Below are 22,266 nucleotides of genomic sequence, written 5' to 3' on the forward strand. Positions count from 1 at the left end.
TATCCAGATGAGCGATACCGGCATCGAAAAGCCCGTCATTGTTCTGTTCCGTCACGATCTGCGGCTCGGTGACAATCGCGCGCTCTGTGCTGCGTCGCAGACTGGAAAGCCAGTCATTCCGGTGTTTCTGCGGGATGAGAGGGTCAGCGGCGACAACCGCCCGACGGGCGGCGCCAGGCGATGGTGGCTGCATCATTCCCTGACCGGGCTTGCCGCGTCACTGCAGGCGCTCGGTGCTCCGCTGATCCTCAAGCGCGGCCGGACCGACGACGTCATCGATACCCTGATCAAGGATACCGGCGCGGATATGGTTGTCTGGAATCGCCGCTATGACCCGCCCGGCGCCGAGATTGACGATGCGCTGCAGGCGGAGCTCTCGCATCGCGCCGTCGCGACGCAGAGTTTCGAGGGGCAAATCCTGCACGAACCCTATGCGCTCAAGTCAGGACCCGGCGGGCATTACCACTACACAGCGTTCTGGCGCGCTCTGCATGATATGCCCGAGCCCCGCGATCCCTTGCCGGTGCCGCTGGCGCTGAAGGGTTGGCACCACGGGCTTGCTTCCGACAAACTCGATGATTGGTGCCTGCTGCCGCAGCACACGGACTGGAGCCAGGGATTTTCCGGAGTGTGGTCTCCGGGCGAGAATGGCGCGCTCGAACGGCTGAGCATTTTCCTCGACGGCAGGATCGACAACTACCCCGAGGATCGTGACCGGCCGGATATCGAGGCGACATCGCGCCTGTCGCCGCACCTTGCCCATGGCGAGATAACGCCCTTTCAGATCTGGCACGCCACGAAGAACCCGGCGCTTGACGGGCAGCGGGCAGGCGCCGAGAAATTCCGCCAGGAACTTGGCTGGCGCGAGTTTTCCTATCATCTCCTGTTCAACAATCCGAGGCTGCGCTCGGAAAATTACAACACTGCATTTGATGGTTTCCCCTGGGAAAATCGCCCGGACCATCTCAGTGCCTGGAAGCACGGCAAAACCGGTTACCCAATCGTCGATGCCGGCATGCGGCAACTGTGGCGGACGGGCTGGATGCACAACCGTGTGCGCATGATCGTTGCCTCGTTCCTGATCAAGCATCTGCTCATCGATTGGCGCATAGGGGAGGGGTGGTTCTGGGATACCCTCGTCGATGCGGACCCGGCAAGCAACGCCGCAGGCTGGCAATGGGTGGCTGGCTCCGGCGCGGACGCGGCACCCTATTTCCGCATCTTCAATCCGATCCTGCAGGGCGAAAAGTTCGATCCGAAGGGAGGCTATGTGCGTGAGTTCGTGCCGGAACTGACCGCGCTGCCGGATAAATATCTGCACCGGCCATGGACTGCACCTGAGGTCACCCTTAAAAAGGCAAGAATTGATCTCGGCAAAACCTATCCGCGGCCCATTGTCGATCATCAACGCGCCCGAAAACGGGCGCTGGAGGCCTTCGACAAGTCCCGATAGGCCCGGTTTTCCACACAAACGCGAAAATTTGCCTTCGGACCAGAATTTGCCGCATTTTCATCGAAAAGCGCCGCCAAATGGCGCTTTGGTCCACATGGTGCAACTTTTTTTTGACGTGCCCGTAAGCCGCATTCACAAAAAATATTACAACGAAAGCATTATACCCTCCTTGCCTTTGGGAAAATTTTGGCATTTGTTCATGCCTTCGCAATTCTCTTAGAGGGGAAGGAAAAGAAAAATGACCTTTATGAAACTCAATCTCCGTGCGGCCTTGCTGCTTGGATCACTTATGATCGGCGCAAGCCCGGCCCTGGCCGAAATGGTACTTCATCGCGGCAACAGCGGCGAGCCGCAAACCCTCGATCAGTCGCAGACCTCGATCGACATCGAAGCCTTTATCGTCAAGGACCTCTATGAAGGCCTGACAATCTATGACGCCAATGGCAAGATCGTGCCGGGCGCCGCCGAAAGCTGGACCGTATCGGACGACGGCACCGTCTATACGTTCAAGATCCGTGCTGACGCCAAATGGTCCGACGGCTCGCCCGTGACCGCGGAAGACTTCGTTTTCTCGATGCGCCGCGTCGAAGATCCGAAGACCGCAGCCGGCTATGCCAATATTCTCTATCCGATCAAGAATGCTGAAAAGATCAACAAGGGCGGCATGCCGGTCGACCAGCTCGGCATGAAAGCTGTCGACGAAAAGACGCTCGAAATCACGCTGGAACGTCCGACTCCCTTCTTCATCGAACTCCTGTCGCACCAGACCGCTTTGCCGATCAACAAGGCGAGCTTCGAGAAGAACGGCGCTGATTTCGTCAAGCCAGGCAAATTGGTCGGCAACGGCGCTTTCAAGCTCGCTGAGCACGTGCCGAACGACCATCTGACCGTCGTCAAGAACGAGAACTATTGGGACGCTGCCAACGTCAAGCTTGACAAGGTAATCTTCTACCCGATCGACGACCAGGCTGCGAATGTCCGCCGCTACGAAGCCGGCGAACTCGACCTCGTCTACAATTTCTCGTCCGACCAGATCGACCGCCTGCGTGCCTCCAATCCGAAACAGGTGCACGTCACGCCAGCGGCTGCAACCTATTACTACCCATTTGATACGCGCACGGAACCGTTCAACGACGTCCGCGTCCGCCAGGCGCTCTCGATGGCCGTCGATCGTGACTTCCTTGCCAAGGATATCTACAACGGCACGAAACTGCCGGTCTATTCGATGGTTCCTCCAGGGCTTGAAACCTATGGCGAGCCAGCCAAGCCGGACTTTGCCGGCATGTCGCAGCTCGATCGCGAGGACAAGGCCGTGGCCCTGATGAAAGAGGCCGGTTACGGTGAGGGCGGCAAGCCGCTCAATATCGAAATCCGCTACAACACCAACCCGAACCATGAACGCGTCGCAACAGCCGTCGCCGACATGTGGAAGAAGACCTTCGGTGCCAATGTGACGCTGATGAATCTCGATATCTCGTCGCACTACGCTTACCTGCAGGAAGGCGGCAAGTTCAACGTTGCCCGTGCAGGCTGGACTGCGGACTATGCGGATGCGGAAAACTTTCTCAACCTAAGCGTCAGCAGCAACAAGACCTTCAACTACGGGCATTATGAAAATCCTGAATTCGATGCCCTGATGAAGAAGTCCTACGAGGAGCGCGACCCTGCGGCCCGTTCCAAGACCCTGCATGAAGCAGAGGCTCTGATCATGCGCGACCAGCCGATCGCGCCGTTGATGAACGATGCCAACCTCTGGCTCGTGGCCGACAAGGTCAAGGGTTGGGGTGATAACGCCAACAACGAACACCTGAGCAAGTATCTGAGCGTCGAATAACGCTTAAGCGCGCAGCCCGTCACGGCGGGCTGCGCGCCTCTCAATGCTCGGCTCGCAATGCGACACTTTCCCGATCGTACAAGCTAGAACTGCCAGGCTGCATCCTTCATCTAAGAGGGCTGCGCAATGCTGTGCTGTTACCAGTTTGAACCAGCCGAAAGCCGTCAATTGGTATAAGATGTCGCGCAGCGTGCCAGCGAGAATGACCAACAATCCAGCCTACAGACAAATTCAGGACGAGAACGGGAGGGTTCAAGGGAATGACTTTCATGAAGCTCAAATTCGGCACGGCAGTCCTGTTGGGATCCCTGCTCATCGGCGCATGTCCAGCATTGGCGGAAGCCGTTTTGCATCGCGGCAACAGCGGCGAACCGCAGACGCTCGATCCTTCCCAGACATCCCTTGAAATCGAAGCCTTCATCCTGAAGGATCTTTACGAAGGCCTTACCTCCTACGATGCCGCCGGCAGGATCGTGCCTGGTGCAGCCGAAAGCTGGACCGTTTCGGACGATGGCACTGTCTACACGTTCAAGATTCACGACAAGGCCAACTGGTCGGATGGCACGCCGGTCCTTGCCGAGGATTTCGTCTTCTCGATGCGCCGCGTCGAAGATCCCAAAACCGCAGCCGGCTATGCCAATATTCTCTATCCGATCAAGAATGCCGAAAAGGTCAACAAGGGCGAGCTGCCCGTCGACCAGCTCGGCATCAAGGCGATCGATGCCAAGACCCTCGAAATCACCCTTGAACGTCCGACACCTTTCTTTGTCGAGCTTCTCGCCCATCAGACCGCTCTCCCGGTCAACAAGGCAAGCTTCGAGAAGAACGGCGCTGATTTCATCAAGCCGGGCAAGCTTGTCTCCAACGGAGCGTTCGAACTTGCCGAGCACGTCCAGAACGACCATCTGACTGCGGTCAAGAACCCCGACTACTGGGACGCTGCCAACGTCAAGCTCGACAAGGTGATTTTCTATCCGTCCGAGGATCAGGCCGCTGCGGTCCGGCGTTTCGAAGCCGGTGAACTACAGCTCGTCTACAATTTCTCCGCAGATCAGATCGAACGCCTGCGCGCGTCCCACGGCGATGAGGTCCGCGTAACCGCAGCGCTTTCCACCTATTTCTACTCGTTCGACACCCGCATTGAACCCTTCAAGGATGTTCGCGTGCGGCGGGCCCTCTCTATGGCCATCGACCGCGATTTCCTGTCAAAGGAGATCTACAGCGGTGCGCAATTGCCGGCCTATTCGCTGATACCGCTTGGCATAGCCACCTATGGCGAACCGGCCAGGCCGGATTTCGCCGACTGGTCTCAGCTTGACCGCGAGGATAAGGCCATCGAGCTCATGAAGGAAGCGGGTTACGGCGAGGGCGGCAAGCCTTTGAACATCGAAATCCGCTACAACACCAATCCAAATCACGAGCGGGTGGCCATCGCTGTCGCCGACATGTGGAAGAAAACCTTCGGCGCCAATGTCACGCTCCTGCAGAATGATATCAGCGCGCACTACGCCTACCTGAAGGAGGGCGGCAAATTCAATGCGGCGCGCGCCGGCTGGACGGCGGACTATGCAGATGCCGAAAACTTCCTCGCCATCAACCTGAAGAAAAATCCAGTCTTCAATTACGGCCGCTACGACAATCCGGAATACGACGCGCTCGTGGAAAAATCCTACAATGAGAAGGATCCGGCCGCCCGTTCAAAGATCATGCACGAAGCGGAAGCAATCGTTCTGCGTGACCAGCCGATCGCCCCAATGATGAACTTCGGCCAGCTCTGGCTTGTGTCGAAAAAGGTCAAGGGATGGCAGGACAATGGATCCAATGACCACCTCAGCAAATATTTGAGCGTCGAGGAATAAGAACTCAGCGCGCAATCCGGACGGGTTGCGCGCTAGACCTGAGAAAGTAACGCCATGTTTCAATTCGTTCTTCGCCGACTGGCGAGTGCAGTGCCGACATTGTTTATTGTCGTCACCATATCCTTCTTCCTCATGCGCTTTGCGCCGGGAGGTCCCTTCAATCTGGAAAGACCTCTGCCGCCGGCGACGATGGAAAACCTGATGAAGGCCTACCATCTCGACCAGCCCCTGTGGAACCAGTATCTCCAGTACCTGAAGAACGCCGTGACCGGCGATTTCGGCCCGAGTTACATCTACAAGGACAACACCATTGCCGAACTGATCGGCAAGGGCCTGCCTTACTCGGTCCAGCTTGGCACTTATGCGCTGCTTCTCGCCCTCATTGGCGGAGTGATCGTCGGTACACTTGCGGCGCTCCGGCAAAACTCGTTCCTCGATTTCCTCGTCATGTCCGTCGCGACGACCGGTGTGACGGTTCCCAACTTCGTCGTTGGGCCAATCCTGACCCTCATCTTCGCCTTGATGCTGTCATGGGTGCCGGCCGGCGGCTGGGGCGACGGGTCGCTGAAATTCCTCATCCTGCCGGTGATCACTCTCGCACTGCCGCAGCTCGCGGTGTTCGCCCGCCTGACGCGCGGCTCGATGATCGAAGCCCTGCACGCCGACCATATCAGAACGGCCAGAGCCTACGGGCTTCCGCAGCGGGCGGTGGTGATCACCCACGCGATGCGCGGTGCGCTCCTGCCGGTCGTGTCCTACCTTGCGCCATGCGCTGCTGCCCTTCTGACAGGCTCTGCCGTCGTCGAATCCATATTCACCATTCCAGGTGTCGGCCGCTATTTCGTGCTGGGCGCCATCAACCGTGACTATACGCTCGTCATGGGAACCGTGGTTCTCGTGGCGATCTTCGTCATCGTATTCAATCTCGTGGTCGATATTCTCTACGGCCTTCTTGATCCGAGGGTCCGCCATGACTGATATGACCGACATCCCGACGACTGTCATTCCTCCGGAGGAATCGAAGGGGCGCAGCCTCTTCCAGCTGGGCGTGCTGCGTTTCCGACGCAACCGCGCCGCCATGACCGGATGTGTGATCCTGCTCTTCATCACCATCTTTTCGTTCTTCGGCCCCTATTTCATCAGCCATACCTATGACCAGGTTTTCCCCTCCTATGTGACCGCACCGCCAAGCCTCGAGCCGCTTCCGCGGGCCGAAACACTGGGCGATGTTATGGAGGGCGTAGCAAGCCGCGCCCGCGTCGAACTGCGCGAGTTCAACGTCGAAGGAAACACCTTCACCGCAACGATCCATTCGGATCAGCCCATCGATCCGCGCTCCACCCGCTATTTCGACCGGGCCAACGAGTTCGACAACACGCAGGTCACAGCCACCGAAGAGGATGGGAGGACGCTGAAACTCACCGGTGAAGTCCACCGCGAATATTTCCCCTTCGGTACCGATGCCAATGGCCGCGACATGCTGGCTCGCGTCATGCTTGGCGGCCAGATTTCGCTCGCCGTCGGCTTTCTCGCCAGTCTTGTCTCTCTGGCAGTTGGCGTCACCTATGGTGCGATTTCCGGCTATATTGGCGGGCGTATCGACAATGTCATGATGCGTCTTGTCGAGATTCTCTATTCGCTGCCCTTCGTTTTCCTCGTTGTGGTGCTGGTAGTGTTCTTCGGCCGCAGCTTCATCCTGATCTTCCTCGTCATCGGCGCGGTGGAGTGGCTGGATATGGCGCGTATCGTGCGCGGGCAGACGCTTGCCCTGAAACGCCGTGAATTCATCGGTGCCGCGCAGGCGCTAGGGCTGACCGACTGGCAGATCATCCGCCGTCACATCATACCGAATACCATCGGGCCGGTAATCGTTTTCGTCACCGTTGTCGTGCCGAAGGTCATTCTTCTGGAAAGCTTCCTGTCCTTCCTCGGCCTCGGCGTCCAGGCGCCGCTGACCAGTTGGGGTGCACTGATTTCCGAAGGCGCCAACAAGATGCAATCCGCGCCCTGGCTGCTGATCTTCCCGGCCATCTTCTTCGTCGTCACTCTGTTTTCGCTCAACTTCATTGGCGACGGACTGCGCGATGCACTCGACCCAAAGGACCGCTGATATGACTGCCGATTCAATGGGCACCACTGAAACCGTATTGTCCGTGCGCGGACTGAAAGTCGACTTCACCACGCCCGATGGCGACGTCAACGCCGTCAAGGGCATCGATCTCGACGTGAAGCCGGGTGAAACACTGGCCGTCGTTGGCGAATCCGGCTCCGGCAAGAGCCAGACCATGATGGGTATCATGGGGCTGCTAGCGAACAATGGCCGGGTTGCCGGTTCGGCCAAATATCGCGGCAAGGAGCTGATCGGTCTACCACTTAAAGGCCTCAACGAGGTGCGCGGCTCGAAAATTACCATGATTTTCCAGGAGCCGATGACCTCACTCGATCCGCTCTATACGATCGGACGTCAGATTGCCGAGCCGCTGGTTCATCACAAGGGCATGACCTTCAAACAGGCCAAGGTGCGCGTGCTGGAACTGCTGAAGCTCGTCGGCATCCCCGAGCCCGAGCGGCGCATGAACAGCTATCCGCATGAAATGTCGGGTGGCCAGCGCCAGCGCGTCATGATCGCCATGGCACTCGCCAACGAGCCTGACCTACTCATCGCCGATGAGCCGACCACCGCGCTGGACGTGACGATCCAGGCGCAGATTCTCGATCTCCTGCGCTCGCTGCAGCAGCGCTTCGGCATGGCCGTCGTGCTCATTACCCACGATCTCGGCATCGTCAAACATTTCGCCGACCGCGTCGTCGTCATGCGCCGCGGCGAGGTAGTGGAGAAGGGCACGATCAAGGACATCTTCGAAGAGCCAAAGGAAGACTACACAAAAATGCTGCTGGCCTCCGAGCCGAGCGGCAGCAAAGAGCCGCCCGCCGATACGGCGCCGATTATCCTTGAGGGCCGCAATGTCGCGGTCGATTTTGCCATAGGCGGCGGTTTTTTCTTCGGCTCGAACGCCGTATTTCGCGCCGTCGATGGCGTTTCCGTCCGGCTGAAACGGGGCCAGACGATCGGCATTGTCGGTGAATCCGGCTCCGGCAAATCGACCCTCGGCCGTGCATTGCTGCGGCTGTTGCCGAGCAGTGGCCATTATCATTTCGGCGACAAGAACATATCGAACTTCGATCGTTCCGCTATGCGGCCGTTGCGCAAGGAATTGCAACTCGTCTTCCAGGATCCCTACGGCTCGCTGTCGCCCCGCCAGACCGTGGGCGAGATCATCACCGAGGGCCTGCGCATCCACGAGCCGCAATTGTCCAGAGCCGATCGCGACAAGCGGGCTGTCGCCGCGCTCAAGGAAGTTGGCCTCGACCCGGCTGCGCGCAATCGCTACCCGCACGAATTTTCCGGCGGCCAGCGTCAGCGCATCGCCATAGCCCGCGCCATGATCCTGAAGCCGAAGGTGGTCATTCTTGACGAACCCACATCGGCACTCGACCGCTCCGTACAGGGCCAGGTGATCGAGCTCTTGCGCGATCTGCAGGAGAAGCACGGCCTCTCTTATATCTTCATTAGTCACGATCTCGCGGTCATCAAGGCAATGTCCGACTATGTGATCGTGATGAAGAACGGCAAGATCGTGGAAGAAGGCGCGACCGGGGACATATTCGAACAGCCGCATCAGGCCTATACCAAGACGCTGATGGCTGCCGCTTTCGACCTGGAGTAATGCGCGTCGCCTTGCATTTTACGGCGAAGAACGCCATTTTATACACACTTGCGTATAGACGCGGAGTTATAGATGGCTCTTCCGTGAAAGACAAGGCGACGGCTGGCAAAGTTAAAGAATACCACTCTCACCGAGGCCATCCGCGAAGCTGTTGTGCATGAATATGAACGTGCTCGGCAGGAAGCGCCGTTACATGAAAGACTGGCGAAGGTGTTCGAAGAGTATCGAAGGTACCCCCCAGACCGGTGTGGAAGCAGACAAAGCATTCTTCGATGATCTCTCGGGCAATGAATGATCTTCGTGGACGCAAGCTGTGATTTCCATCGTCGATGGTGAAGAGGACGCGATTGCCCTTGCAGCGCGTCTCACACCACGTCCATATTTGTTTGATCAGACCGCGCGTTCGGTGTGGACAGTCAGATTGCAAGCTCCTCCCGCCAGGGCGGGTTGGCGCCCGCCCGAGATACCGTTACGGCAGCGGCCCTGACGCCGAGGAGGAGTGCCTCGCGGATCTGTGCCTCGGACAAGGCGTTGAGCGCGGATTTCGACAGAAGCTTCGCTTCCTCCAGCGAGGCAAGCACACCCGCCGTGAACGTATCGCCAGCCCCGACTGTATCCACGACAGGCACCTTCTGTGCCGCGACTTGCACCGTCAGATCGGCGGTATAGCCGGTAACGCCGTCCGCGCCATGGGTGACGAGGATGAGTTTTGGCCCCTGGCGGCCCGCCGGGACGATCCAGCGCCGGGCAATCTCGTCCAGCGTACCGCTCTCACCGAACCAGCGCATGTCCTCGTCGGAAATCTTGACGATGTCGGTCATGGCGATCATGCGGCGCATGCGGGCAAGGTGCATCTCCTTGTCGGGGATGAACCCCGGACGGATATTTGGATCGAGGATGATCACGCGCTTTTCGTGTTCGCGCGCCATTAGCGCCTCATAGGTCGAGCCGCACGGTTCCGGGATCAGGCTGATCGCACCGAACTGCAGCGCGGTGACATTGTCGTCGAGTTCCGGCAGGTGTTCGATGGCCAACGAACGCCCTGCGCTGTTCTCGTCATAGAACATGTAGCTCGCCTGCCCGTCTGTCAGGCGCACAAAGGCGAGCGTGGTCGGTTGTGGCGAAATATGCGCGTAAGCGGTGCCGACATGATTGGCAGCCAGACTGTCCAGCAGCATCTGGCCGAAGAAGTCCGAGGAAATCCCGGAGAAGAATTCGGTTGCAACGCCGAGCCGTCCAAGCGCAATTGCCGTATTGAAAACAGCGCCGCCGACATAGGGCGCGAAGGCAGGTTCTCCGGCATCGCTTTTGCGCTGCAACATGTCGATCAGGGCTTCACCACAACACAAAATCATTGATCAATCTTTCCTGGATAAATGACACCCTTGCGGATGATAATATTCGCATAGAGCCGCGGCTCGCTTGTCGCAACAATGGTATGGGCGTTTCTCACACGCGCATAAAGCGCATCGCCGCCGAGTGCAACCAGGGCGAAGCCCGGCACACGGCGGGTGCAGACCGCTTCCATTTCCTCATGCACCGGGTCGGCAAGCGCAGGGTTGCCCTTCACTGACGCGCGGAATAGGGCCTCCGGCACGAAATCATCGACAGGCAGAACCTGCAAAATCGCGTCGAGCAGCGGGATGAGTGGCAGTCCGTCGGCGCGGATCAGCCGCCTTGCATGTTCCAGCGCCGGGTAGTTGCCGTCGACCAATGCAATCTCGTCGCCATGACCCATGGCACGCAAGGTGGCCAGCAGTTCCGGCCCCAGCATGGGCGGAATTCCAAGGAGCACTTAATTCCCTTTCCTGAATATCTTCTGTCCAAGCAGGAAGCGGTCGGAGAGCGGCAGGCTGGCGGCGCCAAGCGACCGCGCATGAATGCCGACCGTCCCTTCGAGAATGACCGGCAATTCGATGCCCTCCAGATCGAACGTCTCAACATTCCTGCGGACAGACTCGACGATGCGGGCGCGGACGCTCACCGGTAGCCAGCCATCGATGATGGCTGCCTCGAAATCCACCACGGAGGAAGCCGCAATCACAGCCTGGGCAATGCCCTTGCCTGCCTGGTCGATCCATGCATCGAGTTCGTCTCCCATGGCGCCCCAATCCTCGGGCGAAGCCCAAAGCGGCGAGGGATCGCGCCCCAGATCGGTGACCACTTTTTCAAGCGCCGTAATCGAGGCGACATCGATCAACTGGCGCGCGCTTCCGTCCGCGCCGGGCACAGGCATTGAGCCAAGCGCGCCGGCATTGCCGCTGCGTCCGGCGTAGAGACTGCCATTGATGACAATGCCGCCACCAATGAAGGAGCCGATGTAGAAATAGACGAAATCATTGACGTCCTTGGTCTGGCCGAACACCAGCTCTGCACCGCAGGCGGCGGTCATGTCGTTCTGCAGATAGACCGGAAACGGGCAGAGCGCCGCGACGCGCTCGCGGATATCGCAGTTCCGCCATTGGTCCATGATCTCCTGCGGTGCGCCGACCGTATCGGCCCACTTCCACAGTTCGAATGGCGCGGCAATGCCGATCCCGGCAATCCTCTCGCGCTGTTTTTCGGTCAGCCCCGCCATCATTTCAGCTGTGCCTTCCGCCACGAAACGGAAGATCGGCTCCGGTGCCGGATAGTCATAAGGCATATGCAGCATGGAACGGATTTGTCCGACGAAATCAATCAGCACCAGATCTGCGCTGCGGCGCCCAATCTTCAGTCCAAGGAAGAATGCGCCTTCCGGATTGAGCGACATCGGGATGAGTGGCTGTCCGATACGGCCGCGCAACGGCTCCTCCCGTAACAGGAGTTCATCTGCCTCCAGCATGCGCATGATGATCGAGCTCGTCTGCGCCGAAAGCCCGGTCATGCGGGCGATCGCCGTCTTGGCGAGACCGCCATGCTGACGCAAAAGCGACAGCACCACACGCTCGTTATGATCGCGCATACCGCTCTGGTTTGTGCCGTGATGAAGCGACGGTCTGGCTCCTCCCATACCTGTACGCTCCGATAGTCGAATGCCCAATGGGACTCCTCCAATAATGCGCCGACAATGGCGATGTCGGGCAATCCTGTCAATATTAAATCAGAGTGATTTATTAATGTTGACAGGTCGCGCCGAGTGGTATTTGCTATGGTTCAACACTTGGCCGGGAGGATAACTGTCCGAGATGTTTAACGTGGAACCAGGGTTCGACTGCCGTCGGCCCGTCGCGCAGTTGCGCGCGATTTTTTGGGAGGAAGTGACATGCGTAGAAGCATTTATCTGAAATCGACTATCTTTAGCGCCGCCGCTGTGGCCATCGCTGCCTTTGCCGCTCCGGCACAGGCTGCCGGCGTGGGCGCATGCCTGATCACCAAGACCGATACCAACCCGTTCTTCGTCAAGATGAAAGAGGGCGCCCTCGCTAAGTCGAAGGAACTCGGCGTTGATCTCAAGACCTATGCCGGCAAGATCGACGGCGACAGTGAAAGCCAGGTGGCAGCCATCGAGACCTGCATTGCCGATGGCGCCAAGGGTATCCTCCTCACCGCATCAGATACGGCGGGCATCGTTTCCTCGGTCAAGCAGGCACGCGATGCGGGCCTCCTCGTCATCGCCCTCGATACGCCGCTTGATCCGGCCGACGCAGCCGATGCCACCTTCGCCACGGACAACCTCCTCGCCGGCGAGCTGATCGGCAAATGGGCCGCCGGGACACTCGGTGAAAAGGCAAAGGACGCCAAGATCGCATTCCTTGACCTGACCCCATCGCAGCCGACCGTTGACGTTCTGCGCGACCAGGGCTTCATGAAAGGTTTCGGCATCGATGTCGTCGATATCAACAAGATCGGTGACGAAAAGGACCCGCGCATTGTTGGCCATGACGTAACGAACGGCAACGAAGAAGGCGGCCGCAAGGCAATGGAAAACCTTCTGCAGAAGGATTCCGGCATCAATGTCGTTCACACGATCAACGAGCCTGCTGCTGCCGGTGCCTACGAAGCGCTGAAGGCATTCGGCAAGGAAAAGGATGTTCTCATTGTGTCGGTCGATGGCGGTTGCCCAGGCGTCAAGAACGTCGAGGCCGGGGTGATCGGCGCAACGTCGCAGCAGTATCCGCTGCTGATGGCATCGCTCGGCATCGAGGCAATCAAGAAGTTCGCCGATAGCGGCGAAAAGCCGAAGCCGACCGAAGGCAAGGACTTCTTCGACACGGGCGTTTCCCTTGTCACCGACAAGCCGGTCCAGGGCCTCGAGTCGATCGATGTCAAGACCGGCGCGAGCAAGTGCTGGGGCTAATGCCTGTTGGGTTCATCCCCTCAGACTTGCCAAGCATCTCCCCCCACAATGGGGGAGACCAGCTTGCAAACGCGTTTGGGCCAATTTTCAATGTTGGAATTTGAACGAAACTATTAACGCAAATCGATCTCCCCCACGTGGGGGAGATGTCCGGAAGGACAGAGGGGCGCGAGCCTTTCTCGGTTATGTCGAACGGCGTATAAGATTGCCACTTGTCAGTAATTTCGGGGAGGCCAGCCCATGACCGACACCAAAACACCGCAGCCGGCGCAAGAGTTCGAGCGCGTGCTGTCACAGAGCGCGACCGCGGTCGCCAGTTTCGATACCCACGAGAAAAGCCCTCTCGAAAAGATACGGCATTTCCTTCATTCCAGTCCGGCATCCGTCCCGCTGATTGTTCTGGTGATGTCGCTGATCATCTTTGCGGTCATCGTCGGATCCCGCTTCTTCACCCCATTTGCACTGTCGCTCATCCTGCAGCAGGTGGCGATCGTCGGCATTGTCGGTGCTGCGCAAACCCTGGTCGTGCTGACCGCAGGTATCGACCTCTCGGTCGGCGCGATCATGGTGCTGACATCGGTCATCATGGGCCAGTTCACTTTCCGCTACGGCTTGCCGGTCGAGCTGTCGATCCTGTGCGGGATCGCGCTTGGCGCGCTATGCGGCTTCATCAACGGCGTCCTCATCGCCTATATCAAGCTGCCACCCTTCATCGTCACGCTCGGCACCTGGCAGATCTATCTCGCGACGACCTATATCTATTCGGCGAACGAGACGATCCGCGCCCAGGATATCGAGGCCAACGCCAAGCTCCTGCAATTCTTTGGCGAGAAGGTACCCATAGGGGGCGCCACCTTCACCTATGGCGTCTTCATCATGATCTTGCTGATTGCCATCCTCTGGTACGTGCTCAACCACACCGCCTGGGGCCGCCATGTCTACGCCATCGGCGATGATCCGGAGGCGGCAAAGCTCTCCGGCGTCAGGACCAAGCGCGTTCTCATCGCAGTCTACGTGCTCGCCGGTCTGATCTGTGCGCTGGCGGGCTGGGTTTCGATCGGACGCAACGGCTCGGTTTCCCCGCAGATCGGCCAGTTCGCCAATATCGAATCCATCACCGCTGTGGTGATCGGCGGCATGTCACTCTTTGGTGGACGCGGCTCGATCATGGGTATGCTCTTCGGCGCATTGATCGTCGGCGTCTTCTCCTTCGGCATGCGCATGTATGGCACCGACGTTCAATGGACGTACCTCATCATCGGTGTATTGATTATCCTGGCTGTAGCCATCGACCAGTGGATCAGAAAGGTAGCAGGCTGATGTCAAGACAACCCATCCTTACCGCACGCGGACTGGTCAAGCGCTACGGCCGCGTCACGGCACTCGATCACGCGGATTTCGACCTCTATCCGGGCGAAGTGCTGGCAGTGATCGGAGACAACGGTGCCGGAAAATCATCTCTCATCAAGGCGATCTCCGGCGCCATCCATCCCGATGAAGGTGAGATGACGCTGGAGGGCAAGCCGATCCATTTTCGCTCGCCTATGGAGGCGCGCGACGCCGGCATCGAGACCGTCTACCAGAACTTGGCGCTTTCACCGGCGCTGTCGATTGCCGACAACATGTTTCTCGGCCGTGAAATCCGCAAGCCGGGCGTCCTGGGCAGTTGGTTCCGGATGCTCGACCGCAAGGCGATGGAAAAGAAGGCGCGGGACAAGCTCACCGAGCTTGGCCTGATGACCATCCAGAACATCAGCCAGGCAGTGGAGACACTGTCCGGCGGTCAGCGCCAGGGCGTGGCAGTGGCGCGTGCCGCCGCCTTCGGCTCCAGGGTGGTGATCATGGACGAGCCGACAGCGGCGCTCGGCGTCAAGGAATCCCGCCGCGTCCTCGAACTTATCCAGGACGTCAAGAAACGCGGATTGCCGATTGTGCTCATCTCGCACAATATGCCCCACGTTTTCGAGGTGGCCGACCGAATCCACATCCACCGTCTCGGAAAACGTCTTACCGTCATCAATCCGACGGAGTATACGATGTCAGATGCCGTCGCCTTCATGACCGGCGCCAAGGAGCCGCCGGCCTAGAGCAATTCCAGGAAAAGTGCGGAGCGGTTTTCCGTCCGGAAATTGCGTCAAACAAGTATCGGCATCTCCTAATCTGATTAACTGGAGATGCCCTGTTGCATAAGGGAAAATATTGAGAAATGAAGCGTTCTGAAGTCAATGAGATCATCCGCGAGAGTGACAAGTTCATCCGCTCGTTCGGTTATGTCATGCCGCCGTTCGCCTATTGGTCACCGGAAGAATTGAAGGCCCGCACCGCGACCGATTCCAGGGCCATCCTGCAGGCGCGCCTCGGCTGGGATATCACCGATTACGGCCAGGGCAAATTCGATGAACTTGGCCTCTTCCTCTTCACCACCCGCAACGGCAATCAGGAAGATCTGAAAAAGGGCGGCGGCATGCTTTATGCCGAGAAGATCATGATCTCGCGCGAGAAGCAGCTGTCGCCGATGCACCGTCATATCGTCAAGGCGGAGGATATCATCAACCGCGGCGGCGGCACGCTGGTACTCGAACTCTTCAACTCCAATCCGGACGGCAGCGTCGATGAAAAGACCGATGTCGAGGTCGCCACGGACGGGCGCATCGTGCGCCAGAAGGCGGGCGGTCTCCTGAAGCTGCAGCCCGGCGAGAGCGTCACGCTTCTGCCTGGTAACTGGCACGCATTCTGGGGTGAGGGTGGCGACGTGCTGATTGGCGAAGTCTCTACTGTCAATGACGATCTCACCGACAATATCTTCCGAGAACCGATCGGCCGTTTCTCTTCCATCGACGAGGACGAGGCGCCACTGCATCTGCTCGTCTCCGACTACGACAAATGGCTGGCGTAACGTCCGCAACGCAATGCCATCGGGCCGGACCCATCTGATCCCCCGTCTGGGCGCTATCGGATCTGAAGGAGTACACTCGCTGGAAAAATCCATTGTGCCCCATCCACGAGGGAGTTTGTTGGGCTGCAAAGATTGTCGCCAACGTTGCAATTCTCGGCTTCTTGCAAAGCACATATATCCCTCGTGGTGAGCTTGGCGAACCACGCACATGCACATGCAATCTTTCAAATCCGATTGTCCTGCAGCAGGAGGGGGAGATACAACCAACGGTGTCGATCTCCGTCACGCTGTGTAATATCGCAAAGAGCGCACAACCATGCTGATCAAACTTGAAGATCTGGTTCCGGAGATACTTGCCCGGGCGGCAGGGATCCCGCGGCTGATCGTTGCGATTGCCGGTCCCCCAGGAGCCGGCAAATCCACCGCTGCCGCCTCGCTTTGTGCTGCCATCAACATGCAGGACGAGGCGGCGGCGGTTGTCGTGCCGATGGACGGGTTTCATCTCGACAATGCCATTCTTGACGCGATGGACCTGCGCAAGCGCAAAGGCTCACCGCCGACCTTCGATTGTGCCGGTTTCGAGGTACTGTTGAGGCGGCTGCGGGAGACGCGCGAGGACGTCGTCATTCCGCTGTTCGATCGCAAGCTCGATCTGGCGAGGGCAGGGGCCGGCATCGTCAAGGCCGACCAGCGCATTCTGCTCGTCGAGGGCAACTACCTGTTGCTTGACCAGCCGCCATGGAACCGGCTGGCACCGCTCTTCGACGTGACGATCTTCCTCGACGTCGACCGACTCGAACTCGAAAACCGTCTGGTGCACCGCTGGCTCACCCACGGCTATAACGTCGGCTCAGCGCAGGCACGCGCCTTGTCCAATGACATGCCCAATGCCGAACTGGTGCTGGAGGAGTCGAGAGCAGCGGACTACACGGTGCAGAACTGAGTGTCGCATCGTTGTGATGCGTGATTCGCCCTTCGCCCAGCTCAGAAAGTTGTGAACTGCGGTGAGCCAATCGTCATGCTGTCAGCTCCCTCATGATGAGCTGTCGAACCACGCGCCTTGCTTTTGCAGCAAATGCGCTCCCGCACCAATAACACGTTTCGAGTTTCGCACTGTTTCGCCCTGCTTGTCTTCTTGTCACCCGCGCGGCGCCATTCGCGTCTCCATGTCCCGCATGATCGCGGCAGCTGCGTCACGGGTGATGCCCGCCCAGGATTGGAGAACATCAGCGGTAACGCGGTAGGCCGGCCCGGTCACCGACACGCCGGCGATGAGCTGCCCGGCATGGACCGGCGCAGCGACGCAGGTTATTCCCGTCTCGTGTTCCTCGCGGTCATAGGCATTGCCGGCCTTGCGGATCTGCTCGATCTCATCCAGCAGGCTGCCTGCATCGCCAAGGGTATTCGGCGTAAACCGTATGAACCTGATCTTCCCAACCCGCTCCCGCAACTCCTCATCGGGAAGGGCCGAGAGCGCAGCCTTGCCGACTCCGGTGCACCAGGCCGGTGCGGTATTACCGATCTGCGAAACCAGCCGGATACTTTGCCGGCTTTCGATCTTGTCAAGGTAGACGACCTCGGTTCCGCGTAGGACACCCAGATGCACTGTCTCGCCCGTTGCTTCGTGCAACTTGCGGATGTGGGGCTCGGCGATCGTGCGGAACTGGTTGCCGGCCCAGGCCTTCGAAGCAAACTGCAGCAGTCTGAGACCAAGTGCGTAGGACTGATCGCGGTTGACCGTGAGCAGCCCTTCCTCGATCAGGTTGGAGATCTGCCGGTGCAGTGTGCCGCGCGGCTGATCGGAAAGTCGCAACACATCGGTGAAGCGCAGCGGTTCCGGTGATTCGGCGACGATGTCGAGTACGGAGATCGCCTTGCCAAGCGTGCCGGTTCCTGCGTCGTCGGTCGCGCGTTGCGTACCACCGGGTACGGGTTTTTTCATGATCCCGATCGCTCTGACATCGTCCGGAACATGCCAGACCATCCCGATCCCGCAAAACCCAACCGGCGCATCGCCAATCCGGTCAGAGTTCCGTACGAACCTGCACCAAAACCGTACAAGAATCGGCAAATCTCACCAAAAAAAGTTCGATTCCGGTGCAAGTCTATCAACCCTCGCGAGATTTTTGGTTGTGTGCAGATGTAAAAAGGCGTCACATCTTGACTTTCGCCATCATAGAATGACAATTCAGCATAGTCAAACACAGTTCCACATGTTGGAACTTGCTTCTAGCCTGCGAGATCACGATCATGATGCCATCCGCCATTTTTCCGGACCTGAAAGACCGATCCGTCCTCATCACCGGGGGCGGCTCGGGCATCGGCGCTGCCTTGACCGAAGGCTTTGTCCGCCAGGGAAGCCGCGTCGCCTTCATCGACATTGCCGATGCGCCGTCGCAGGCGCTCGTCGAACGCCTGGACAAGGAATACGGCAATGCTCCGCTCTATCTGAAAGCCGACATCACCGACGTTGAACATCTGCGCAACGCAATCGCAAAAGCCATTGATAACAATGGCTTGATTACCGTCCTCGTCAACAATGCAGCCTGGGATGACCGGCATGATATCGATGACGTGACGGTCGAATACTGGGACAAGAACCAGTCGATCAATCTGCGGCCGCAGTTCTTCGCGGCACAGGCCGTCGTGCCGGGTATGCGCCAGTCGGGCGGCGGCTCGATCATCAATTTCACCTCGACTTCCTACATGATCAACCAGGGGAACATGCCGTCCTATACGGCGGCAAAGGCCGGAATCATCGGTCTTACCAAGGGTTTAGCCGGGAGGCTTGGACCGGAGAAGATCCGCGTCAATGCCATCGCGCCAGGCTGGGTCATGACCGAGCGCCAGAAGACGCATTGGGTCACGGAAGAGGGCCTGAAAGCCCATCTCAACAAGCAGGTTCTGCGTGAGGAAATGCAGCCAGGCGACATGGTCGGCCCCTGCCTGTTCCTCGCCTCCGATGCCTCGCGCATGCTCAGTGCCCAGACGTTGATCGTCGATGGAGGCTACCTGTGACATCGAGGCCGGCCTATGGCCTAAGTGATTGGGGAACAAGCCGTTTTCGCCTTTGGTTGGTCGATGCTCGAGGCGAGGCTGTGGCGGAAAAGCGCTCGGATGACGGGCTGGATGCATCCCGCGTTCGTGGCTTTGCCGCGACATTGGAGAGCCATCTTGCCGAGCTTGGCGCCCCCGGCAATCTCCCGGTTATCGTCTGCGGCATGGCTGGTTCGCGGCAGGGCTGGGTCGAGGCTAATTACGTGCCGGTACCGGCCGATCTGTCGGCGATCCTTTCGGGTGCCGTGCGCATCCCTGGCATTAATCGCGACGTGCGGATCATCCCGGGCCTGTCGCAATCGGGCGGCTCGCCGAACGTCATGCGCGGCGAGGAAACGCAATTGCTCGGCGCCATCCTGAGCCGGAATTTATCCAATGGAATCATAGCGATGCCTGGCACCCATTCGAAATGGGTCACGCTTGAAAATGGCAGGGCGAAGCACTTTGCCACTTATCTGACAGGCGAGCTTTACGCATTGCTCGCCTCGCAATCGATCTTGCGCCATTCCATTGGCGACACCGCAGCCTCCGCCTCGCCTGACCATCCGCAATTCGCCGCGGCGCTTGACCTGATGTTGTCGGGCGAGCGGATGCTGGGCGAACTTTTCGGCATCCGCGCAGCCATGCTGCTCGAGGACCTTTCGCCTGAAGGCGCAGCCGCCCGCTTGTCCGGTCTGCTTATCGGTGCGGAAGTCGCCGGGGCGAGGGCAAAGAACGAGGGGCGGGTTACGCTCGTCGCATCCGGCGCCATGGCCGCACTCTACGGCAAGGCGCTGGCCCATGCCGGTCTCGAATTCGATCGCGTTGACGCCGATGAAGCGGTGCGCAAGGGTCTGTTTGTCGCCGCATCACACACCTGGCCAATTACACAGGAACGTCCCGCATGAACCCTTCTTCTGCCCCATGGCCAACACTCAAGCGCGACCTGATCGCCATCCTGCGCGGTGTCAAACCGGATGAGGTTCTCGCCATCGGCGAAGAGCTGGTGAGCGCAGGCATCGATGTCATCGAGGTTCCACTCAACTCCCCGGATCCATTCCAATCCATTGAATTACTTGTGAAAAATCTGCCTCCACATGTGCTGATCGGAGCAGGTACCGTGCTTGACCCTGCCGATGTTGTGCGCCTTGACGCGGCTGGCGGACGCCTGATGATCAGCCCCAATGTCGATGCCAATGTACTGGCCGCGGCGGCCGGATCGGGTATGGTCAGTATGCCCGGCGTCTTCACGCCAACCGAAGCACTCGCCGCTTTGAAGGCCGGGGCATCCGGCCTGAAATTCTTCCCGGCCAGCGTTCTCGGCGCCGATGGCATCAAGGCGATCAGCGCCATTTTGCCAAAGGGCACGGTGATCGGCGCCGTCGGCGGCGTCGACGAAAGTAGCTTTGCTGCTTATGCCAAGGTCGGCGTTCGGACCTTCGGCCTTGGCTCCAGTCTTTACAAAGTCGGTGCGTCATCGTCCTTTGTCCGCGAGCGGGCGAAGGTGACAGTCGAAGCCTATGATCGCATTTTTGCCGGGGTCTGACATGGATAAGCCGAAGATCAGCGTTTTTTGTGATGTGGCATGCGAGCTTGGAGAGGGACCGGGTTATGATCCATTGACCAAGACCGTTTGGTGGTTCGACATCGTCACCGGCCGCCTGTTCGAGAAACCCCTGGCTGGGGGCGATGTCCAAATTCAATCGCTTGGACAAATGGCAAGCGCACTCGCTGTCATTGATGAAGGCAGGCAGCTGATCGCGACAGAGACCGGACTGTTCGTCCGCGATCGCCAGACGGGTCATACGACACTGCGTCAGCCGATTGAAGCCGACAATCCGTTGACGCGTTCCAATGACGCGCGCGTCCATCCTGCCGGCGCTTTCTGGATTGGCACAATGGGAAAGAAATCAGAGAAAGGCGCCGGCTCGATCTATTGGTATCGACAAGGCGAATTACGCAAACTTTTCAGTGACATATCGATTTCCAATTCGATCAGCTTTTCGCCGGAGGGGCGCATCGCCTATTTCGCGGATACCGGCAAAAACATCATCTGGCGCGTGGATACTGATCCGGAGACGGGCTTGCCGACCGGGGAACCGGCACTGTTCTATCAGCATAAAGAAAAGGGCGGCGTCGACGGCTCGGTCGTCGATGGCGACGGCAATTTGTGGAATGCATGTTGGGGACGATCGAGCATCGATGTCTATGCTCCATCAGGAAAGCGTATCCGTTCGATCGCGATGCCCGTGCTGCAGCCCTCTTGCCCGGCGTTTGTGAGCGAGGACAGCGGCAATCTGATCGTGACGACGGCCTATCATCACATGACTGAGGCCGTACATCAGTCGGATCCCGACGCAGGCAAGACCTTCCTGATCGAGCTTGCCGGTAAAGGCCGCTTCGATCCTCCGGTAAGGCTTTAGTTTTACCGGAGCCCGAGGAACCATTCTTCCGGGACCCCGTTATTGCCCCTGTAACCAACCTGATAATCGCTTTTAGCGGAGGCCGTCCGGCTGCCGAACGGTTGTCTGCGTCTGTCAACAGGAGGATGACATGGGCTTCTTTTCCAAGGATATCAAGACGATGGACGATCTCTTCGTCCACACATTGCGTGACATCTATTATGCCGAAAACCAGATCGTGAAGACATTGCCGGAGATGATCGACAAAGCATCCGATCAGGAGTTGAAAGACGGCTTTGAGCGCCACCTGCAGGAAACGGAAATGCAGATTGAACGGCTGGAGCAGGTATTCAAGCTGCACGGTGTTGATGTGAGCGGCGTGAACTGCCCTGCTATAGACGGCATTCTAGAAGAGGCGGACGAGGTGGCTGGCGAGGTCGATGACGATCAGGTGCTGGATGCCGCACTGATAGCCGCCGGACAAGCTGTCGAGCATTACGAGATCACCCGCTACGGCACGCTTGTGGCTTGGGCGAAACAGCTTGGCCGCAATGATTGCGCCGCTCTGCTCCAGCAAAACCTTGAGGAAGAAATGCAGACCGACATGGCACTGACTGCCATGGCGGAGAGCCGCGTGAACGCTGCAGCTGCCTAGAGCGGATCATTGCTTGTCGGAATCGCACCGGGATTCCCAAATCAGTTGATATGTGATTCATCATGGATGCTGGGATTGGAGGCCAGCATCCATGACGCGACCCTATTCCAATGATCTTCGTGAG

The 22,266-nt window shown here is 58.7% G+C and carries 21 protein-coding genes; 17 read left to right on the forward strand and 4 right to left on the reverse strand.

Features of this window, described 5'->3' with window-relative positions; genetic code table 11:
• The first annotated feature begins 7 nt into the window (after positions 1 to 7).
• The 7 genes from CU102_RS21550 to CU102_RS30500 all read left to right on the forward strand — a co-directional run bounded on the left by CU102_RS21550 (position 8) and on the right by CU102_RS30500 (position 9,150).
• Positions 8 to 1,453 (forward strand): cryptochrome/photolyase family protein, encoded by a 1,446-nt coding sequence (locus tag CU102_RS21550; protein ID WP_106713149.1) that lies wholly within the window; start codon positions 8 to 10, stop codon positions 1,451 to 1,453.
• Between the two features lie 238 nt (positions 1,454 to 1,691).
• On the forward strand, positions 1,692 to 3,287 hold the full coding sequence (locus tag CU102_RS21555; RefSeq protein ID WP_106713150.1) for a peptide ABC transporter substrate-binding protein: 1,596 nt from the start codon (positions 1,692 to 1,694) through the stop codon (positions 3,285 to 3,287).
• A gap of 260 nt (positions 3,288 to 3,547) precedes the next feature.
• Positions 3,548 to 5,146 carry a peptide ABC transporter substrate-binding protein gene (locus tag CU102_RS21560; protein ID WP_106713151.1) on the forward strand — a complete coding sequence of 533 codons (1,599 nt, stop codon included), beginning with the start codon at positions 3,548 to 3,550 and terminating at the stop codon, positions 5,144 to 5,146.
• A gap of 54 nt (positions 5,147 to 5,200) precedes the next feature.
• Entirely contained in the window at positions 5,201 to 6,124 is a 924-nt protein-coding gene (gene oppB / locus CU102_RS21565; protein WP_106713152.1) for an oligopeptide ABC transporter permease OppB, read from the forward strand.
• Positions 6,117 to 7,256, forward strand: a complete 1,140-nt coding sequence (locus CU102_RS21570) for an ABC transporter permease (RefSeq protein WP_106713153.1) — start codon at positions 6,117 to 6,119, stop codon at positions 7,254 to 7,256. Before oppB ends, CU102_RS21570 begins: the two co-directional genes overlap by 8 nt.
• 1 nt (position 7,257) lies before the next feature.
• A complete protein-coding gene (locus CU102_RS21575) occupies positions 7,258 to 8,874 on the forward strand; it encodes an ABC transporter ATP-binding protein (RefSeq protein WP_425351586.1) in 1,617 nt (538 codons plus the stop codon).
• A 153-nt stretch (positions 8,875 to 9,027) separates the two neighbouring features.
• Positions 9,028 to 9,150, forward strand: a complete 123-nt coding sequence (locus CU102_RS30500; protein WP_245425463.1) for a hypothetical protein — start codon at positions 9,028 to 9,030, stop codon at positions 9,148 to 9,150.
• Between the two features lie 140 nt (positions 9,151 to 9,290).
• On the opposite strand, the gene CU102_RS21585 is transcribed toward CU102_RS30500, so the two are convergent.
• From CU102_RS21585 to CU102_RS21595, 3 genes are read right to left on the reverse strand one after another with little or no spacing between them, the layout of a single operon-like run.
• Positions 9,291 to 10,229 (reverse strand): carbohydrate kinase family protein, encoded by a 939-nt coding sequence (locus CU102_RS21585; RefSeq protein WP_106713154.1) that lies wholly within the window; start codon positions 10,227 to 10,229, stop codon positions 9,291 to 9,293.
• A complete protein-coding gene (locus tag CU102_RS21590; protein ID WP_106713155.1) occupies positions 10,226 to 10,669 on the reverse strand; it encodes an RbsD/FucU family protein in 444 nt (147 codons plus the stop codon). Before CU102_RS21590 ends, CU102_RS21585 begins: the two co-directional genes overlap by 4 nt.
• Positions 10,670 to 11,866 (reverse strand): ROK family transcriptional regulator, encoded by a 1,197-nt coding sequence (locus CU102_RS21595; protein WP_106713156.1) that lies wholly within the window; start codon positions 11,864 to 11,866, stop codon positions 10,670 to 10,672.
• Positions 11,867 to 12,118: 252 nt separating this feature from the next.
• Between CU102_RS21595 and CU102_RS21600 the strand changes: the two genes are divergently transcribed.
• The 5 genes from CU102_RS21600 to CU102_RS21620 all read left to right on the forward strand — a co-directional run bounded on the left by CU102_RS21600 (position 12,119) and on the right by CU102_RS21620 (position 16,992).
• Positions 12,119 to 13,153, forward strand: a complete 1,035-nt coding sequence (locus CU102_RS21600) for a sugar ABC transporter substrate-binding protein (protein ID WP_245425464.1) — start codon at positions 12,119 to 12,121, stop codon at positions 13,151 to 13,153.
• Positions 13,154 to 13,393: 240 nt separating this feature from the next.
• Complete coding sequence (locus tag CU102_RS21605) at positions 13,394 to 14,473, forward strand: ABC transporter permease (protein ID WP_106713157.1); 1,080 nt, start codon at positions 13,394 to 13,396, stop codon at positions 14,471 to 14,473.
• Complete coding sequence (locus CU102_RS21610) at positions 14,473 to 15,240, forward strand: ATP-binding cassette domain-containing protein (protein ID WP_106713158.1); 768 nt, start codon at positions 14,473 to 14,475, stop codon at positions 15,238 to 15,240. The genes CU102_RS21605 and CU102_RS21610 overlap by 1 nt, the downstream gene beginning before the upstream one ends.
• A gap of 119 nt (positions 15,241 to 15,359) precedes the next feature.
• Positions 15,360 to 16,049, forward strand: coding sequence for a D-lyxose/D-mannose family sugar isomerase (locus CU102_RS21615; protein ID WP_106713159.1), 690 nt, complete (start codon positions 15,360 to 15,362; stop codon positions 16,047 to 16,049).
• A gap of 316 nt (positions 16,050 to 16,365) precedes the next feature.
• Positions 16,366 to 16,992: a nucleoside/nucleotide kinase family protein gene (locus CU102_RS21620; protein WP_106713160.1), complete on the forward strand. Its 627-nt coding sequence runs from the start codon at positions 16,366 to 16,368 to the stop codon at positions 16,990 to 16,992.
• Positions 16,993 to 17,187: 195 nt separating this feature from the next.
• Here CU102_RS21620 and CU102_RS21625 read toward each other — a convergent pair whose 3' ends face one another.
• Positions 17,188 to 17,991: an IclR family transcriptional regulator gene (locus CU102_RS21625; RefSeq protein ID WP_106713183.1), complete on the reverse strand. Its 804-nt coding sequence runs from the start codon at positions 17,989 to 17,991 to the stop codon at positions 17,188 to 17,190.
• A 308-nt stretch (positions 17,992 to 18,299) separates the two neighbouring features.
• Between CU102_RS21625 and CU102_RS21630 the strand changes: the two genes are divergently transcribed.
• The 5 genes from CU102_RS21630 to CU102_RS21650 all read left to right on the forward strand — a co-directional run bounded on the left by CU102_RS21630 (position 18,300) and on the right by CU102_RS21650 (position 22,142).
• On the forward strand, positions 18,300 to 19,067 hold the full coding sequence (locus CU102_RS21630) for an SDR family NAD(P)-dependent oxidoreductase (RefSeq protein WP_106713161.1): 768 nt from the start codon (positions 18,300 to 18,302) through the stop codon (positions 19,065 to 19,067).
• Positions 19,064 to 19,993: a 2-dehydro-3-deoxygalactonokinase gene (locus CU102_RS21635; RefSeq protein ID WP_106713162.1), complete on the forward strand. Its 930-nt coding sequence runs from the start codon at positions 19,064 to 19,066 to the stop codon at positions 19,991 to 19,993. Before CU102_RS21630 ends, CU102_RS21635 begins: the two co-directional genes overlap by 4 nt.
• The gene (locus tag CU102_RS21640; RefSeq protein ID WP_106713163.1) at positions 19,990 to 20,631 is read left to right on the forward strand and encodes a 2-dehydro-3-deoxy-6-phosphogalactonate aldolase; all 642 of its coding nucleotides are present in this window, start codon (positions 19,990 to 19,992) and stop codon (positions 20,629 to 20,631) included. Before CU102_RS21635 ends, CU102_RS21640 begins: the two co-directional genes overlap by 4 nt.
• A gap of 1 nt (position 20,632) precedes the next feature.
• A complete protein-coding gene (locus tag CU102_RS21645) occupies positions 20,633 to 21,508 on the forward strand; it encodes an SMP-30/gluconolactonase/LRE family protein (RefSeq protein WP_106713164.1) in 876 nt (291 codons plus the stop codon).
• A gap of 130 nt (positions 21,509 to 21,638) precedes the next feature.
• Positions 21,639 to 22,142: a YciE/YciF ferroxidase family protein gene (locus CU102_RS21650; RefSeq protein WP_106713165.1), complete on the forward strand. Its 504-nt coding sequence runs from the start codon at positions 21,639 to 21,641 to the stop codon at positions 22,140 to 22,142.
• Positions 22,143 to 22,266 lie beyond the last annotated feature (124 nt).

Origin of the sequence: Phyllobacterium brassicacearum, from assembly GCF_003010955.1 — a bacterium.
Classification (GTDB): domain Bacteria; phylum Pseudomonadota; class Alphaproteobacteria; order Rhizobiales; family Rhizobiaceae; genus Phyllobacterium; species Phyllobacterium brassicacearum.

What these genes read in the sequence shown, in the direction of transcription:
- CU102_RS21550 (WP_106713149.1), top strand. Translation starts at nt 8, where the DNA reads ATGAGCGATACCGGCATCGAAAAGCCCGTCATTGTTCTGTTCCGTCAC.
- CU102_RS21555 (WP_106713150.1), top strand. Translation starts at nt 1,692, where the DNA reads ATGACCTTTATGAAACTCAATCTCCGTGCGGCCTTGCTGCTTGGATCA.
- CU102_RS21560 (WP_106713151.1), top strand. Translation starts at nt 3,548, where the DNA reads ATGACTTTCATGAAGCTCAAATTCGGCACGGCAGTCCTGTTGGGATCC.
- oppB (WP_106713152.1), top strand. Translation starts at nt 5,201, where the DNA reads ATGTTTCAATTCGTTCTTCGCCGACTGGCGAGTGCAGTGCCGACATTG.
- CU102_RS21570 (WP_106713153.1), top strand. Translation starts at nt 6,117, where the DNA reads ATGACTGATATGACCGACATCCCGACGACTGTCATTCCTCCGGAGGAA.
- CU102_RS21575 (WP_425351586.1), top strand. Translation starts at nt 7,258, where the DNA reads ATGACTGCCGATTCAATGGGCACCACTGAAACCGTATTGTCCGTGCGC.
- CU102_RS21585 (WP_106713154.1), bottom strand. Translation starts at nt 10,229, where the DNA reads ATGATTTTGTGTTGTGGTGAAGCCCTGATCGACATGTTGCAGCGCAAA.
- CU102_RS21595 (WP_106713156.1), bottom strand. Translation starts at nt 11,866, where the DNA reads ATGGGAGGAGCCAGACCGTCGCTTCATCACGGCACAAACCAGAGCGGT.
- CU102_RS21600 (WP_245425464.1), top strand. Translation starts at nt 12,119, where the DNA reads ATGCGTAGAAGCATTTATCTGAAATCGACTATCTTTAGCGCCGCCGCT.
- CU102_RS21605 (WP_106713157.1), top strand. Translation starts at nt 13,394, where the DNA reads ATGACCGACACCAAAACACCGCAGCCGGCGCAAGAGTTCGAGCGCGTG.
- CU102_RS21610 (WP_106713158.1), top strand. Translation starts at nt 14,473, where the DNA reads ATGTCAAGACAACCCATCCTTACCGCACGCGGACTGGTCAAGCGCTAC.
- CU102_RS21615 (WP_106713159.1), top strand. Translation starts at nt 15,360, where the DNA reads ATGAAGCGTTCTGAAGTCAATGAGATCATCCGCGAGAGTGACAAGTTC.
- CU102_RS21620 (WP_106713160.1), top strand. Translation starts at nt 16,366, where the DNA reads ATGCTGATCAAACTTGAAGATCTGGTTCCGGAGATACTTGCCCGGGCG.
- CU102_RS21625 (WP_106713183.1), bottom strand. Translation starts at nt 17,991, where the DNA reads ATGAAAAAACCCGTACCCGGTGGTACGCAACGCGCGACCGACGACGCA.
- CU102_RS21630 (WP_106713161.1), top strand. Translation starts at nt 18,300, where the DNA reads ATGATGCCATCCGCCATTTTTCCGGACCTGAAAGACCGATCCGTCCTC.
- CU102_RS21640 (WP_106713163.1), top strand. Translation starts at nt 19,990, where the DNA reads ATGAACCCTTCTTCTGCCCCATGGCCAACACTCAAGCGCGACCTGATC.
- CU102_RS21645 (WP_106713164.1), top strand. Translation starts at nt 20,633, where the DNA reads ATGGATAAGCCGAAGATCAGCGTTTTTTGTGATGTGGCATGCGAGCTT.
- CU102_RS21650 (WP_106713165.1), top strand. Translation starts at nt 21,639, where the DNA reads ATGGGCTTCTTTTCCAAGGATATCAAGACGATGGACGATCTCTTCGTC.